The organism is Sphingobacterium populi, from assembly GCF_001586775.1.
Classification (GTDB): domain Bacteria; phylum Bacteroidota; class Bacteroidia; order Sphingobacteriales; family Sphingobacteriaceae; genus Sphingobacterium; species Sphingobacterium populi.
Genome location: NZ_LQXS01000001.1, coordinates 1 through 13,671, shown reverse-complemented (window position 1 = coordinate 13,671; position 13,671 = coordinate 1). Strand labels below are relative to the sequence as shown.

At 41.1% G+C, this 13,671-nt stretch carries 13 protein-coding genes; 4 read left to right on the top strand and 9 right to left on the bottom strand.

The window, feature by feature from the left end; genetic code table 11:
- Nucleotides 1-72: 72 nt before the first annotated feature.
- The 3 genes from A0125_RS00060 to A0125_RS00050 are packed head-to-tail and all read right to left on the bottom strand — an operon-like array spanning nt 73 to nt 2,999.
- The gene (locus A0125_RS00060; RefSeq protein ID WP_066750311.1) at nt 73-483 is read right to left on the bottom strand and encodes a hypothetical protein; all 411 of its coding nucleotides are present in this window, start codon (nt 481-483) and stop codon (nt 73-75) included.
- Nucleotides 476-700: an AtpZ/AtpI family protein gene (locus A0125_RS00055; protein WP_066750309.1), complete on the bottom strand. Its 225-nt coding sequence runs from the start codon at nt 698-700 to the stop codon at nt 476-478. The genes A0125_RS00060 and A0125_RS00055 overlap by 8 nt, the downstream gene beginning before the upstream one ends.
- 43 nt (nt 701-743) lie before the next feature.
- The gene (locus tag A0125_RS00050) at nt 744-2,999 is read right to left on the bottom strand and encodes a helix-turn-helix domain-containing protein (protein ID WP_231863053.1); all 2,256 of its coding nucleotides are present in this window, start codon (nt 2,997-2,999) and stop codon (nt 744-746) included.
- 56 nt (nt 3,000-3,055) lie between these two features.
- Between A0125_RS00050 and A0125_RS00045 the strand changes: the two genes are divergently transcribed.
- Nucleotides 3,056-3,559, top strand: a complete 504-nt coding sequence (locus tag A0125_RS00045) for a cupin domain-containing protein (RefSeq protein ID WP_066750304.1) — start codon at nt 3,056-3,058, stop codon at nt 3,557-3,559.
- 70 nt (nt 3,560-3,629) lie between these two features.
- Here the strand turns inward: A0125_RS00045 and A0125_RS00040 are convergent, their stop codons facing one another.
- The 4 genes from A0125_RS00040 to A0125_RS00025 form a co-directional block, all read right to left on the bottom strand.
- On the bottom strand, nt 3,630-4,427 hold the full coding sequence (locus tag A0125_RS00040; protein WP_066750301.1) for a YoaK family protein: 798 nt from the start codon (nt 4,425-4,427) through the stop codon (nt 3,630-3,632).
- A gap of 2 nt (nt 4,428-4,429) precedes the next feature.
- Nucleotides 4,430-4,915 (bottom strand): hypothetical protein, encoded by a 486-nt coding sequence (locus A0125_RS00035; RefSeq protein ID WP_066750298.1) that lies wholly within the window; start codon nt 4,913-4,915, stop codon nt 4,430-4,432.
- 37 nt (nt 4,916-4,952) lie between these two features.
- Nucleotides 4,953-7,673, bottom strand: coding sequence for a carboxypeptidase-like regulatory domain-containing protein (locus A0125_RS00030; RefSeq protein WP_066750295.1), 2,721 nt, complete (start codon nt 7,671-7,673; stop codon nt 4,953-4,955).
- A 487-nt stretch (nt 7,674-8,160) separates the two neighbouring features.
- Nucleotides 8,161-8,958: a lytic transglycosylase domain-containing protein gene (locus A0125_RS00025; RefSeq protein ID WP_066750292.1), complete on the bottom strand. Its 798-nt coding sequence runs from the start codon at nt 8,956-8,958 to the stop codon at nt 8,161-8,163.
- A 220-nt stretch (nt 8,959-9,178) separates the two neighbouring features.
- Here A0125_RS00025 and A0125_RS15680 point away from each other — a divergent pair, with 220 nt between their 5' ends.
- From A0125_RS15680 to A0125_RS00015, 3 genes are all read left to right on the top strand, one after another.
- Nucleotides 9,179-9,799: a hypothetical protein gene (locus tag A0125_RS15680; protein ID WP_197464705.1), complete on the top strand. Its 621-nt coding sequence runs from the start codon at nt 9,179-9,181 to the stop codon at nt 9,797-9,799.
- On the top strand, nt 9,796-10,500 hold the full coding sequence (locus tag A0125_RS15675; protein ID WP_231863052.1) for a pseudouridine synthase: 705 nt from the start codon (nt 9,796-9,798) through the stop codon (nt 10,498-10,500). The genes A0125_RS15680 and A0125_RS15675 overlap by 4 nt, the downstream gene beginning before the upstream one ends.
- 82 nt (nt 10,501-10,582) lie before the next feature.
- The gene (locus tag A0125_RS00015; RefSeq protein ID WP_066750290.1) at nt 10,583-11,053 is read left to right on the top strand and encodes a pyrophosphohydrolase domain-containing protein; all 471 of its coding nucleotides are present in this window, start codon (nt 10,583-10,585) and stop codon (nt 11,051-11,053) included.
- 50 nt (nt 11,054-11,103) lie between these two features.
- Here A0125_RS00015 and A0125_RS00010 read toward each other — a convergent pair whose 3' ends face one another.
- Together A0125_RS00010 and A0125_RS00005 are read right to left on the bottom strand one after the other, a co-directional pair.
- Complete coding sequence (locus A0125_RS00010) at nt 11,104-12,051, bottom strand: TIGR01212 family radical SAM protein (RefSeq protein WP_066750288.1); 948 nt, start codon at nt 12,049-12,051, stop codon at nt 11,104-11,106.
- A 107-nt stretch (nt 12,052-12,158) separates the two neighbouring features.
- A complete protein-coding gene (locus A0125_RS00005; protein WP_066750286.1) occupies nt 12,159-13,508 on the bottom strand; it encodes an alpha-L-fucosidase in 1,350 nt (449 codons plus the stop codon).
- Nucleotides 13,509-13,671 lie beyond the last annotated feature (163 nt).

The following is a 13,671-nucleotide window of genomic DNA, read 5'->3' as shown; positions in this document are numbered from 1 at the left end:
GATTGAGAAACAAAAATTTTGCGCAAAAATACAACTTTCTTTGGCATATATAACCATTTACTAGAACTTTTATTAAAATTTAGTTCCAATATTTGGCTCTGCCTGATTTATAGCACGATACGCCATGTATACGTCCATGAAGAGAAACAGAAAATAGGTCACTAGGAAGTGCGTTGCCAAAAATTTGTCATCCGCCATTTCCAGACCTTCCCGTATAAAAAGATAACCAGCAATAGCCTTTAGGAAAATTAACCCCAAAAAGATAAAACCTAAGTTTTTGGGCATCGCATATTGTGCTAACAAGATCATCATCGCGACAAACACGCTGAGTAAAGTCTGAAAAGCATACAAGCCAAGTAAGGAATGACCTGTACCAGCCCATCCGTCCGACAAGTTGAGCAAGTATTCGAAACTGTAATGTATTACAAATACGACGACTGCAAAACGCAGTACCAGCAACAAAGATTTAAGATATTTATTCATCGCGATTAACGTAATTTACTAAGCGGATAAAGTGATACAATGATACGATGACACCCAACATCGTGAAGGCTTTCATCCACCATTCGCCGCTTCCGCCGTACTTGCCATCCAACCATTGCCCAGCCCAATAAAACAAGTAAATGGTCACGCCCATCTGAAAGGGCATGCTGGCAAATACCAACCATTTATTGGCTTTCCGTTTATCGTTTGATGACATGGTTAATTTGATCAAGTCGACAAATATACACTATTGCACTCTCCTACCCTAATCCCAATAGTTTTTGTCCGATACGGATGTCTGGATAATCAAAATTACTTCCTAGAATGACCTTGATTTCGGAGGATGATTTACCTTCGTTTTCACGCAACACCGTAAGTACGCGATCCAATTTATCTTTCTCGATCAGATCTTCGGCATCGATCTCCTCGCCCACAAAATGAATCAAGTGACCGTAAATCGTACCAGCAACCATGCCGCGCTTGGTAGCAATCTGCTCGATCGAAGCGCCATCTTGATACATCATCAAGGTGATGGCTTTGGTATCGGTAGGCATTTCTTCGCTATCGGCATTTGCCACACCTTCATCCTTCACCTTTTCCGCTTGCAGCAGTTCTTGCGCGAGCACCGTGATATCGCCCGTTAGCGCCTCCGCAATCGTCAAGCTATGCTTGATCTGCTCATACTTGCGCTTGTAATCTAGCAAGATTGCTTTTAGTTCGGTGATATATTTTTTTGTCCGTTTCTTGATCTGCCATTCGGCAATGTGCGTTTCCATCGGCTCGATCAATTCCGTCTCCATTTTTGGCGCAAACCAACCTACAGCAGATTTGGTACGGGCATGAATATCGTCGTAATTGACATTCGCGGCATCGCGAAACATATTGTATAGTTGAGTCACAAACTTATTGGCCACTCCTTCCTGCGCTTTGGCCTGCTGTACCAAATTATCAAAAAATGCCTGAGCCGCTTCTTTACCATCAATATTGCGGTCTGCCAATGCCGCGGCTTGTGTTTCTGTGGCTTCCACCAAATTCGCCCAGCGAAAGCTTTGCAAAAGGATTTGGCCTAAATACTGTCGTTGATATTGCTGCAATACATCTTGCAACTTATCACTATCCAAAGCGCGATTCATATATCCGACCACTTGTGCATCGGTACGTATCGCATGCGATACGATTTGGCTGCGTAAAACAAGTCCTTCTAAACCGCGCAAACGCGACAGCGCCACATAAACTTGTCCGGCAGCGAAAGACGTTCCTGCATCGATGATCGCGCGATCAAAGGTCAATCCTTGACTTTTGTGAATCGTAATGGCCCAAGCGAGGCGCAGTGGAAATTGCGAGAAAGTACCCATGACTGTCTCTTCAATCTTATCATCGCCTTTATTGTAGCTGTATTTGATATTTTCCCAGGTTTCGCGTTTTACGATAACGTCGTCAGAGCCATCAGCAAAACTGACGATCACCTGCTGCTGATCCAACTTCAACGCTTTAACGGTGCCGATCTTACCGTTAAAGAATTTGCGATCTTCACCCACATCATTTTTTATAAACATTACTTGCGCTCCTTCTTTTAAGGTCAATGTTTCCTCAGTCGGGAAAGAGCCTTGCTGAAAATCGTCTTTCACTACGGCTTTCACATTAAAGAGCTTGCCAGATAACTGCTGTAATGCTTCTTGATTGATCTGATCGGCTAGTCGGTTATGCGAGGTAAGCGTGATGTACTGCTCTTCTTTAGGCGGCACAAAGTCGGCCTTGTAGTAGCTATTTAATTTTTCTAAATCTGACGCCGTCGTCTGGTTGTTACGGATATTATTTAATATCGTGATAAAGCTATCGTCCTTTTGGCGGTAAATCTTCTGCAATTCGAGGATGACTGGCGGATGCTCACGTAGCACTTTTGCGTCGAAAAAGAAAGCACTCGAATAGTGATCGCGTAGTACTTGCCATTCGTGATCGCGCACTACCGGTGGCAACTGGTACAAATCTCCAATAAATAGCACTTGCAAACCGCCAAATGGGCGCATATCGCGACGCACCGATTTTAAAATCACGTCGATCGCATCCAACGTATCGGCACGTACCATAGAAACCTCATCGATCACGAGCAATTCCAATTCTTGTAAAATAGCACGACGCTGTTTGGTAAGTTTTATAGTACTAAACAAGCGACTTTTGTTGTATACGTGGCTATCTGCTTGATCCCATTGTAATGGGTAATCTTCTATGAATGTGCCAAAAGGCAACCAAAACAAAGCATGTAATGTGGTGCCTCCAGCATGCATCGCAGCCACACCAGTTGGCGCAGTAATCGCCATTTTTTTGTAGCAATTTTGCTGTATATATTTTAAAAATGTCGTCTTACCCGTACCTGCTTTACCGGTCAAGAAAAGCGGTTGATTAGTTTGGTTGACGAAGGCTACTGCTTGTAAAAATGATGGGTTTTCGGTATCTAAACTTTCCATTGCCATAAGTTGCAAAGCTACGAATATTTCATTCTGGCAGGGAGTTTTCATAATATTTTGGCCGTTTTATAGAGAAATACTATATTCACTCGATAAACAAATACTAGATGGCAACATACACGGATAAAAGCGAGCTTTTTAAGCAAATTGAAGAAAAATTAACTAGCGAAGGCTTTGGTATTGATAAAATTGATCAAACTAGACCTTGGGGTGGCTTCTTTGTAATCAACGAAGATCAAGCCCAAAAATTCGCGAACACATACTTTGACGGATTGGATGTACAGGATTTGAAAATTTCTGGAAAACTGAGTCCTAAAATTTTAGTTGTTAGCCCAAATAAAAGGCTTTCGTGGCAATATCATCACAGACGCGCTGAAATTTGGCGCGTAGTGCAAGGTGAAGTTGGCGTGGTAACTAGCCCGACAGATGAAGAGCACGAATTGAAAATGTTGAAACCACAAGATACAATTCGCTTAAGTCAAGGCGAGCGTCATCGTTTGGTAGGATTAGATGGCTACGGTGTATTGGCTGAGATCTGGCAACATACCGATGTGGACAACCCATCTGATGAAGAGGATATCGTACGTGTACAAGATGACTTCGGACGCTAATCAGCATCCATTATTCATAAAAAAGTCCCGATCTCTGTGAGATCGGGACTTTTTTATGATATTAGAATTACTACTTATGGCTATTCTTACTTTTATCCTGCAAAGTGCCATAGTTTAGTTCATTTTCTTCCGGTGCGTCGTGCCTATTGCCATACACTTTTTTAGTACGTTTTAACTTATAGAAATCGTAAAAGGCAATAAACATAAGCATAAAGCAGACGACAAAAAATGTGGAGTTTCCTAAAAAGTTGTACGATACGCCACTTATTATACCTCCAGCTACGTAGCAGGACATAATGACTAGTAGTAAATGAAATTTTTTCACAAGCTGTTCATCATTACGATTATTTCTCTTGGTAAACATCGAAACCAGAATAGCCAAATCGGTCGTAAGTCCAGTCAAATGCGTTGTCTTGATAACGGAGTTAGAAATACTCGCCGTCAAACCATTCTGTAAACCCATCGCAAAAAGTAAAATCCCTACTAAAAATTCCGTTTCTAATAAAGTATCCGCGTAAAAAAACTGAAGATATACACCGACTACCAGGATTCCTACAAATTCTAACATAATCGGGATGGCGTGAGCTAAATAGGAACTGATGCGATCTTTGCCTTGAATGATCACAAAGTTGGAGAGAAAACTTCCAGAGAAAAATAACAATATCCAAAGTAAAACGACAGCTGCTTGATAAACGTTGCCTCGAGATACTTCCTGAGCAAATACGGCATAATGTCCAGTAATATTTGAAGTATAGGAAAAGAAAACTATAACAGAGACCACATTTGTCATCCCGGCCGAGAGTGCCGTTAGTGCGCCTAACTTTAAATTATCTCCTTGGGTTCTGTGGTTACTGTATTTTCTTAGCATATTTAGTTTACTAAATCGTCGCGTTTTAATAGTATTTTGATAACCCCCTTGATCTGTATATCTAGGTTGAGATGTAATTCCATCTGATCGTTATCCAAGGTTTGAATCTGAAAACTTTCGATCGGCGTACCATTACGGCTAATTTCCAGAATATGCCCGCGGCCTTTGATCGACCAAGTCATATTTGCTACCGAAGTATCATCGACCTCGAGTGTGCCGTCTTCTTTAAAAATCCACCTGTTGACGTGCAAAATTTCGAGTTTGTCCAATATCTCGATCCGGACGTTTTGCTCTAGCACTTGTGCAAAATTTCGTTCTTTCAATCGATAATCTGGCTTTTCGAAGTACCAACCGGCTTCTTTCCACTCGCCAACGATCATCTTTTCTGGACTGGCTACATGAATCACGACCAGCAAGGAAGCGATCAGTAGCATACCAACCAAGAGATAGTTGAGCTTATATAAAGAATCTCGATTTAATCGCAACATGTATGTTTTTCCTCAAATAGCTGACAGCTAATGCGCTTTAACGCACATTGTAATAATAGACTTTTCGCCCTATTCCACCCGCTCGATCCATTCCTTCTACCACTACTTTGTATCGGCCATTACCATCTCCATTATAGTAATCTAAAGTCATCTCACCTGTACCATCGATCAATACATCCGGATTCCAATAAATGGTCGAACGGTAGTCCGCCGTATTCTTACTGGATGGTGTATCGTATTTGGGCGAATAGAAAGAACGCGTTTTGACATATCCCAATGGATATAAATCGATAACATTCGTTTTTGGCAACATGGCCTCGATCTCTGCCAATGACATCCTTGGACGTTTTGGCGTATCATCTTTTTTCGTGATGATCGAAACGACACCGTCGTTTTGATACGTGCGGCTCACCGTACCCAAATCATCACGCATAAAGATCTCAATGGCTTCAATCTCTGCTGGTTGGATAGAGTTTAATGAAGGTTCATCTATCGGCATACCATTCAGGAAGAATTGCACAGGCACACGGCTTCCCTGATTGTAATTGCGTGATATAAAATACTTTTGCAAATTAGTATCGTGCGTAATACCAGTTAACACGGTCGTAAGACACATAGTTAATACGTTACATCCCTTCAACCGATCTGCTTCGATTCGGTGCTCTGGCATATTAAGCCCGCTTAAAGAACCAAAATCCCGGCTAGTTTGTTTTTGTACTACCGTCCTATTTACGACGACTTCATCAATTAAGATAGAGGTCCGGAATTCATTTTTGCTATTTGCTAAATAAGACTGTAATTTTTCATCAATGTTTTGAACGAAATCTCCTTTGTAAGGCGAATTGGCATCGATCTCCGGAAAAAAAGTTTGATCCATATTAATGACCAAAGCGCGATAATTATCATTGCCGCGTGCATTTACTGTGACGCGTGCAGAATCGGGGAAAACGAGATTATCGAAAGAAAATCGCCCTTGCTGGTCGGTATAGGTATCTTTACGCATTCCCAAAGATGGAATAGATAATAGCAAACCTCCGTTGGGCTGCGTACGACCTGTATTCATCCGGAGCGTACCAGATAGCGAGATGCCCTGCTCTGGCATGAAGCTTACTTGCGGATAATTTCCCTTTAGCAATTCTTTGTATTCAAATCGTCGAAAACCTTGAGTCATCAACAATGCTTCAAGTGCTTCCGCACGATTCTCATTTTCGGTATTGAAATAATAGTTGGGTTTTTCAATATAACCTTGCAGATCGGATACTAGCAACAAGTTGCTAAGAATACTTAAGTCTTGATCATCATCATAAGGCACTTTTGCTTCATCTATAACGCTGACGGAGAAAGAGCTCATGATGCTATCTGTACCATTTTTTAACCCTATGCGCAGTTGGACAAGATCTTTGCTGTTATAGGTGCTCTTATCTGTCGCTATGTCGATATTTAGTAATTCTTCGGTGGTCGACTGGCAGAACACCAAACGCTCACTAAGTGGTGTACCATCTGCAGCGAACAAGGTATATTGCACTATTCCGTTTGGCATATTTTCTCGCGGCACTTTCACCAATACAGAAGAATTTTTTAAGGCAACTTGAGCGGCGTACACCAAATGTCCATTGGACTGACCCATAAGGTAGTACACACTGTTTTCTATATTTTTGAAGTGGCTATCGCTCGTTACGATGCCTAGCTGCATATGTGTATCGTCGGGTTTCAGACTTACCAAATTTACAGCAGCATCGACCGGCGCTGGAAGATCGTAGGTACGTTCTTGCCCATTTTCGAATGTGATGACAGCTTTGTAAGTCTCGCCAGATAGCGGAATGAATGAGAAGTATCCCATTCCCATGCCTAGGTCTGAAAAGGTAAGAATTTCATTTTTCTTACCATCAATCAATTTACCTTTAATAGCAGCACTTTTACCGTCGTTGCTTGTTGCTTTGAAGGCTACGTTTTTGGCCAAACCACTAATAAGATCACCTCCTTCTGGAAAGAACTGCACGTCAGCATCCCAAAGTGCTGAAGCCAGGGAGTATTGTCCGACTAATTTTTCATCGTTATTGTCAATCTGAACTAGCAGACGGCCGGTCTTCATTAGCTCTTTGTTCTTCGCAGAAAGACTGATCGAAACTCGACCCATATCATCGGTCTCAGCCCTTCCTTTATCAAATTGATCCCAACCGTCGTTAGCTTCCCATGTGAGCTTTTTGCGCGAAAGAATAGCGCCCGATTTATCTCTAAATTGCAAAGAAGCTTTGGTCTTGTTGCCGTCCGGAGCAAATGATACAATAGCTCCTAATTTTTTATTGATCGCATCTCCTACAGTAACAATCTTATTGAAGAAATAATCTTGCTTAAAATTAACCATCCACTTGGTGTACGCACGGAATCGATAATTATCCTGACTCCAAAACTCTGGATCCAAGACTAATTGTCCTTTTCCAACACCATTTTCGGATTGGATGCGCAAAGTTTGCATCAGAGAATCACGACTATTGAGAACCTCTACATACACCACCTTGCTGGGATCGTAAGTACCCAAATTATAATTTAGATATGATTTGAACCACAGGGTATCACCAACGGCATAATAGGGTTTGTCGAAATGCAAGTGTACTTTCTCTACCGGGTAAACATTGAAAAAACCCTGAACTTTTTCTACAACGTCGTTAATCGGAATTGTAGGTTTTTGTTGCGCATTAGAAATTACAGACAGAGAAAAAAGAAAAATGATGAAGTAAAAGCGTGTTAAGAATTTCATGTATGGTACCTTCGAATTATTTAAATATACCGCTTTTTCATAAAACCTTAAGTACGCTTATCGTTTTTTAACATAAAAGCTTTACGAAATGACGCACTATATAATCGTGTTTTTTTCGACAAAGCGACTCTTTTAATGATAATCTGTGTATCTGAAAATTTGCTGATGCAAACTACATTCGAATATACCGATGACACGATACACCGAATGATGCTGATTTGGATTACATTTACAATGGTCATATTTACATCGGCCCAGATTGAATTTTGGAGATATCATCGAGTCGAAATTACTTCTTATACTGTAGTACATTATCGAGCAAAATGGTACCTCTGGACAAATCTGATTTGTAGGACAAAAGCGCCAATAACTTAGCTGGAAGGGAATCACTTTTACAGAAAAAAGTCCATTGACCGAAGATCAATGAACTTTTGATTTTTCTCATCTAAAAAGCCCTACAACGAATAACAGGGCGTTCTGATTTCTTCTACATCATGTCCGGACCGCTCGCGATCTCGGTATCTGCATTAGCCAATCTGCGGTATCCAAAACGATCCGGATGTTCAATAACAGATTTAACGGAGATAATCTTGTACACATACGAGCTTGTTTCCTTATTCAAGACCAGATCGTAATAACTTTCTGTTCCCTGCCGACGGATAGAGCGCTTCAAACTTCCACCACCTACGTTGTAAGCAGCAGCTACTAAGGTCCAATCTCCAAACTCACGATGCAAAGCTTTTAGGTATTTTGCGGCAGCATGCGTCGATTTCGTCAAATCCATGCGATCATCTACATCACCGTTTACGCGCAATCCATATAACCGAGCCGTCGCTGGGATAAATTGCCAGTAACCGCCGGCACCTTTGTGCGATGAAGTACGCGGATCCAAATCACTTTCCACTACGGGAATATATTTGAAATCTTCGGGTATGCCATATGATGCTAGAATCTTCGCAATACGTGGCAAATACTCATTCGCTTTGCGATGCATCTTATACGATTGGATCTTCTTGTAGGAAAATCGTTTGAGGTAAGTGTTCAGCTTTGTTTTTACGGCTGGATCATCTAAAGGTACTTCCTCTTCGGCAAATGTAACGTCACTCCAGTAGGGATCTCGTTCGGCTGAGTCTATTTTTGCCGTTGTTTTTTGTTGTTTGTCGAATTGCCATGCCACCGGATTGGTCCCATTAGGCATTTTTTCGACATTGGAGCTTGAGTATAATTTCGTCAGCAGAACGGCGACTAGCACCACACTACAAGCTAATGCTTTCTTTTTAATCATCCAAATCCTTAATGTTATCCGTCCCCAAATTCTTGTGTATGCAAGGGGAAAATGACAACTTGGTAAATTGAGCCGACAAAGATAAGGACGATTTCTTTAATTACCAAATAGTTATCTACAACTTTCTGGATGAGCATTTAAACAACTTGCAGAAAATCAATACAGTTATAGCAATTAATACATATAAAAGCGTACCTTTGCAGCCTAATTTAATTTCTATATGCCATTCAACAACAAAAGGAACAGTCGTGACGACAGCGCCAGAAGAGGTAGAAACAACGAAGAATCCCGTTCTCGTAGTAATGATCGTCCAAAATCAAACTTTTCATCATCAGACAAACGCTTTAATAAAGAAGGTCGTGGAGATGATAACAGATCAAGAAACACAGGCGAAAGTTTCGCAAAAAATCTTTCGGCGATCGTACTGAACGCAAACCATACAACAGCGACAACCGCAGATCTCCTGAAGATCGCAAGCCATACAACAGCGACAACCGCAGATCTTCTGATGACCGCAAGCCATACAATAGCGACAACCGCAGATTTTCTGATGACCGTGGTGGTAGTGCAAGAGGTGGTAACGACAAATTCAAGAAAGATGGTTTTAGCCGGAACAACTCTTCACGTGCAGATTTTAAACAACGTGACGGTGGGTTCAAGAAAAGATCGTTCAACGATCGCGACGAACACGGCAAAGGCGGAGACAGAGCTAATTTTCGTAGCAGAAAAACGTTTGGATCTGATGATGGTGAAGAGAAAACCCATTTCCCTAATAGAAGATTTGCACAGGCGAAGAAGCCGGCATCCGGACAGGCAGTTGATGATGGTACGATCCGTTTGAACCGTTATATTTCTAACTCAGGCATTTGTTCGAGAAGAAAGGCAGATGAATTAATCGAGCAAGGATTGATTTCTGTAAATGGTGAGATCGTGACCGAATTAGGCACAAAAGTAGATCCAGCGAAAGACGAAATCCGTTATAACAACGAACGTCTTAAGCGTGAAAAAATGGTGTACGTACTGTTGAATAAACCAAAGGATTATATCACGACTACAGATGATCCGCAGGAAAGACGTACAGTAATGCAACTGGTAAGCAAAGCGACGAAAGAGCGTATCTATCCGGTTGGTCGATTGGATCGTAATACGACTGGATTGCTATTATTGACAAATGATGGAAATTTGGCAGAAAAACTTTCGCATCCACGAAACAATATCAGCAAAATGTATCACGTGGAGTTGGATAAAAGTCTTTCTCAAGGTGATATGAACAAAATCGAATTTGGCATCGAATTGGAAGATGGATTGATCAAACCAGATGAGGTAAGTTATGTAACTGGTGCGAGCAAGAAAGAAGTTGGCATCCAGATTCACAGTGGCAAAAACCGTATCGTAAGACGTATTTTCGAGCATTTAGGATACGAAGTCGTCAAATTGGATCGTGTGGTGTATGCCAACTTGACCAAGAAAGATTTGCCTCGTGGTAGATGGCGTTACTTGGAAGAGCGTGAGCTTATCCAGCTAAAACACTTGATGAAATAGAGATATACGAGGCGCTAGAAATAGCGCCTTTTTTATTGCTTGGAAAAATAAATGCGTATTTTTGACAAAATTATAATAGCACATGACAGATCCTAAAAGCTTAACATCGGTATCCGAATTTCACAAAACATTTCAACACCCTATTTTAGATAGTCCACAGATTCCTGCACCAAGCAGATCGGCACTGCGTGTTTCTTTGATAGCAGAAGAATTGAAAGAGCTCGAAGAAGCTATACAGAATAATGATTTGGTAGAAGTGGCTGATGCGCTTTGCGATATTCAATATGTACTTTCGGGTGCCATCCTTGAATTTGGCTTACAAAATAAATTTAACGCGCTATTCGAGGAAGTACAACGCTCCAACATGAGCAAAGCGTGTAAATCGGAAGCAGAGGCGATACAAACACAGGAGCACTATCGTGCAAAAGGCGTAGAATCGTACTACAAAAAAGTGGACGACCTTTTTTTGGTATTCCGTGAAGGCGATCACAAAACGTTGAAGTCGGTTAACTACTCGCCAGCAGATCTAAAAACGATTTTGGAAGAGAAATAACTTAAAATTGCTACTGCGCAAATGAATAAATTCCGGGATCAGCTATGCTATTAACCTTGGTAAGCTGATCCTTGTTTTACACCACGCGCTTCCAAACCTTTGTCAATTATGGTTTGGATCTTTGATTTTGGGAAACCCCAATTAGGCGCAATTAGAAGTTCCTTATCTGCGATACCAAAAATCCGTTGAATAATAATATCTGGTCGTAGCAATGGAATAAATTTAGCTAAAAAATCCGTGTATTCTTCAATAGTAAACAACTTGAACGGATCGCGCTTATACTTCGCGCCCATTATCGAACCTTCTACAATATGCAAATGATGTAGTTTTACAAATTTGATATGGGGTTGTTTATTAATTTCATCTGCATATTTGAGCATCATCTCTTCGGTTTCCCACGGAAATCCAAAGATAGTATGCACGCAGATCTCCAATTTAGAACCTTCCAATAGCTTCATGATGTTTATAAATTCATCATGCAGACAACCACGATTGATACGTTCAAGCGTGTCATTATAAATGGACTCCATCCCCATTTCCAAATCGACATCGTAACGATCGGTATAGCTTTCCAACAAAGCAATTTTCTCAAAATCAAGACAATCTGGCCGTGTACCAACTGACAAGCCCACGGTATGCTCTGGACAAACACTCAACGCTTCGTCGTACATCATCTTGAGCAAATGGGTAGGCGCATACGTATTGGTATTGGGCTGAAAATAAATCACAAACTTCTCGGCACCGTAAGATTTACGTGCTCTTTCGATACCACTTTCAACCTGCTCACGCATCGATGGGATTTTACGCGCTGTATCTGGTGTGAAAGAATCGACATTGCAATACGTACAGCCGCCATATCCTTTACTCCCATCCCGATTGGGACAGGTAAAATTTCCGTCCACAATGACTTTGAAAACTTTCTGTCCTGCGTATTTCTCTTTCAGGTACGCACCGTAATGCTTGTACGGTTTTACGCCTGTATCTAATAGTGTTGCCATCTTGTGTTGCAAAGATACGCATAGTTGCTGGCTATGCAACGTACAATCCACGACGCATTGTACTTCATGGCAGATAGTTTACACTCTACGGATGTATGGATAGGCTATCAGCGATACAAAATTAAATCGCTTGTTTCTAGCACTATCACGTGACTGGGTTCGTATTGATTACTATTTGCAGGAATAATAGCAGTACCATCGCGTAAAGTCACCGTAACGGCCGTACCATCCTTGAGCGAATATGCCTTTGTAATCTTTTTATACGGAAACATATCCAACAAAATATCCTTTCCATTATTATTAAATAGATGAACATATATTTTGTTATCCTTTTGGGTTAAGCAACCCCAAGGTTGAGGTGGTAAATAGCCGGCGGACGTTCCATAAATACTTTCGCCATTAATCTGAAGCCAGGAGCCCAGTGCAGCTAACCGCTCTTTGAATTCTGGCTGAATCTCACCGTTTGGCCTTGGGCCAATATTTAGCAGTAAATTAGAGCCTAGAGCAGCAGATTTTGTTAAGTACTGAATTAGCTGTTGCGCTGTCTTGTAAGTAGTATCATTCAGATTAAAGCCCCAAGACTCACTAATGGTCTGGCACGCTTCAATTGGTAAATGGTCGGATGCGTTTTGAAAGCTTAAACCCGATTCGTTTTCACCAGGCAAATCACGTTCAAACATTTGGAAATCTTCGCCCGGCAACGGAGTTAAGTGATGATTGTTACCTATCAAACATTGCGGTTGTAAATCGTGGATCAAGCTATAAATCTCGTCGTATTTCCAATCCAATCGTGAGCTACGATCTGATTCGCCTTCTGGGGCAGTTTGATCCCAATGTCCATCAAACCAAATCCCTCCGATCTGACCATAGTTGGTTAATAACTCCGTAAGCTGGCCTTTCATAAATTGCAAATAGCTAGCATAATCGCCCTTACCGGTTCTACCACTGTGTTGCCCTGTCCTACCAGTCTCATGTGGATAATCATCCCTGCTCCAGTCTAGCAGCGAATAGTATAAAAACAATTTGATATTTTGTTTCTGACATTCATCTGCAAACATCTTGACAATATCCTTATCATAGGGACTGTTCATGACATTAAAATCTGAATATTTCGTATCCCACAAGCTAAATCCGTCGTGATGCCGCGTCACTAATGTGATATATTTCATACCAGCACGTTTTGCCAAAGCTACCCATTCTGTAACATCAAATGCTGTTGGGTTAAAAAAACGTTGTAATTGAGCATAATTCTGAGCTGTAATCTTACGATCATTCATGACCCACTCTCCGCTCCCTGGAATGCTAAACGCTCCCCAATGTATAAAAAGTCCGAATCGCGCATCGGCGAACCATTTCCTTGCTTCCATATTTACGGCAGACGGCGTATAATCTTGCGAGAACGTGGATTGCGTAGCAAAAACAAATATAAAGACAGATAAAAAGAATTTAGAAATCATAATTGGTTGCTTCAAGTTAACTTTAAAAACCAGGCTATAAGGTAGATAAATATAGCTAAAAATGTTGATTGGCTAGAAATTACCAAAAACTTGAACTTAAACCTGCAGGATAATTATGATTGGTAAGCTATCGGACACTAGTTTTGAAGGGATGGAATAAAAT

What these genes read in the sequence shown, in the direction of transcription:
- A0125_RS00060 (WP_066750311.1), bottom strand. Translation starts at nt 483, where the DNA reads ATGAATAAATATCTTAAATCTTTGTTGCTGGTACTGCGTTTTGCAGTC.
- A0125_RS15680 (WP_197464705.1), top strand. Translation starts at nt 9,179, where the DNA reads ATGCCATTCAACAACAAAAGGAACAGTCGTGACGACAGCGCCAGAAGA.
- A0125_RS00045 (WP_066750304.1), top strand. Translation starts at nt 3,056, where the DNA reads ATGGCAACATACACGGATAAAAGCGAGCTTTTTAAGCAAATTGAAGAA.
- A0125_RS00010 (WP_066750288.1), bottom strand. Translation starts at nt 12,051, where the DNA reads ATGGCAACACTATTAGATACAGGCGTAAAACCGTACAAGCATTACGGT.
- A0125_RS00025 (WP_066750292.1), bottom strand. Translation starts at nt 8,958, where the DNA reads ATGATTAAAAAGAAAGCATTAGCTTGTAGTGTGGTGCTAGTCGCCGTT.
- A0125_RS00015 (WP_066750290.1), top strand. Translation starts at nt 10,583, where the DNA reads ATGACAGATCCTAAAAGCTTAACATCGGTATCCGAATTTCACAAAACA.
- A0125_RS00040 (WP_066750301.1), bottom strand. Translation starts at nt 4,427, where the DNA reads ATGCTAAGAAAATACAGTAACCACAGAACCCAAGGAGATAATTTAAAG.
- A0125_RS00030 (WP_066750295.1), bottom strand. Translation starts at nt 7,673, where the DNA reads ATGAAATTCTTAACACGCTTTTACTTCATCATTTTTCTTTTTTCTCTG.
- A0125_RS00005 (WP_066750286.1), bottom strand. Translation starts at nt 13,508, where the DNA reads ATGATTTCTAAATTCTTTTTATCTGTCTTTATATTTGTTTTTGCTACG.
- A0125_RS00035 (WP_066750298.1), bottom strand. Translation starts at nt 4,915, where the DNA reads ATGTTGCGATTAAATCGAGATTCTTTATATAAGCTCAACTATCTCTTG.
- A0125_RS00050 (WP_231863053.1), bottom strand. Translation starts at nt 2,999, where the DNA reads ATGAAAACTCCCTGCCAGAATGAAATATTCGTAGCTTTGCAACTTATG.
- A0125_RS00055 (WP_066750309.1), bottom strand. Translation starts at nt 700, where the DNA reads ATGTCATCAAACGATAAACGGAAAGCCAATAAATGGTTGGTATTTGCC.